The sequence below is a fragment of the Cryobacterium sp. Y62 genome (assembly GCF_002929785.1).
GTDB lineage: Bacteria > Actinomycetota > Actinomycetes > Actinomycetales > Microbacteriaceae > Cryobacterium.
In genome coordinates this window covers 1-1,003 of record NZ_PJJK01000001.1, presented here as the reverse complement: position 1 = coordinate 1,003, position 1,003 = coordinate 1, and the positions used below count along the sequence as shown (strand labels likewise).

At 58.8% G+C, this 1,003-nt stretch carries 1 protein-coding gene; it reads left to right on the top strand.

Annotation, left to right across the window (positions count from 1 at the left end):
• Nucleotides 1–438 precede the first annotated feature (438 nt).
• Nucleotides 439–888, top strand: a complete 450-nt coding sequence (locus tag CXY71_RS20460; protein ID WP_146072679.1) for a hypothetical protein — start codon at nucleotides 439–441, stop codon at nucleotides 886–888.
• The last annotated feature ends 115 nt before the right edge of the window (nucleotides 889–1,003 follow it).

Below are 1,003 nucleotides of genomic sequence, written 5' to 3'. Positions count from 1 at the left end.
GAAGATTGGCTAACGCTGAAGTTGGAAGGAATTCAGGAACTCCGTGACCGTCAACTCATCACCCAGTACGCCCGATTCGTCCACCTCAACCGGATGCGTCACCTTGCGAGCAAAGGTGAGCTCAAGACCGGGACACTACTCAGCGCACGACAGTCGACGACGATGGCAATCGAGTTCCTGAGCTTTCTCCGAACCATGGGACGGCCACCACATGAGTGCTTGCAAGCCGACGTCGACTCCTGGCTTACCTCCGGTCCCACAACTCGAAGCCTTGCCAGGACATTCGTCAGGTGGGCTATTTCAAGCAACCACATGCCAAAGCTCAACTTCCCCTACAGGGTGGCCAAAACACTGCCCCGCATTGCCCAAGAAGAACGCCTTGAGCTACTGCGACGAGCGATAGACGACCCCAGTATCAGTCCCCACGACCGCGTTGCGATGACGCTGCTCTTGGTCTTTGGCCAACCGCTCACTCGAGCGGTCGCAATGAAAATGAGCGAGGTCATCGACGCACCAAACGAGCCGCTCAGACTCGCATTTACCCGTGAACCCGTCGAAGTTCCGGAGCCCTTCGGAGCGCTCTTCCGCATCCATATGGCCGCAAGGCCAAACATGAACACCGCAGCCAACGCTCAGTCAGACTGGCTCTTCCCCGGAATGAACCCCGGTGAGCATGCGAGCGCGCAATCAGTGATGATTCGACTACGCGGACTCGGAGTTGACCTGCGCGGCGCCAAGAACACGACGATGCAGGAGCTCGTATTGCAGATGCCGCCAGCGCTCGTGGCTGAGGCCCTCGGCTACAGCTACCAGGTCATGGACATCCACGAGAGCAACGCCGGCGGCCGCTGGAAGAACTATCCAAACCTGCGCGGCTCCGAGCGCTGACGTCATGGATATTTTCGGCGCGCGACCGACATAATGAGCACTGGAGGGCAGCCTGGCTGGAGTCTGGCTGGAGGGATTTTGGCTAGGCAATAGGCCGGTACTCAACATGCTGGGT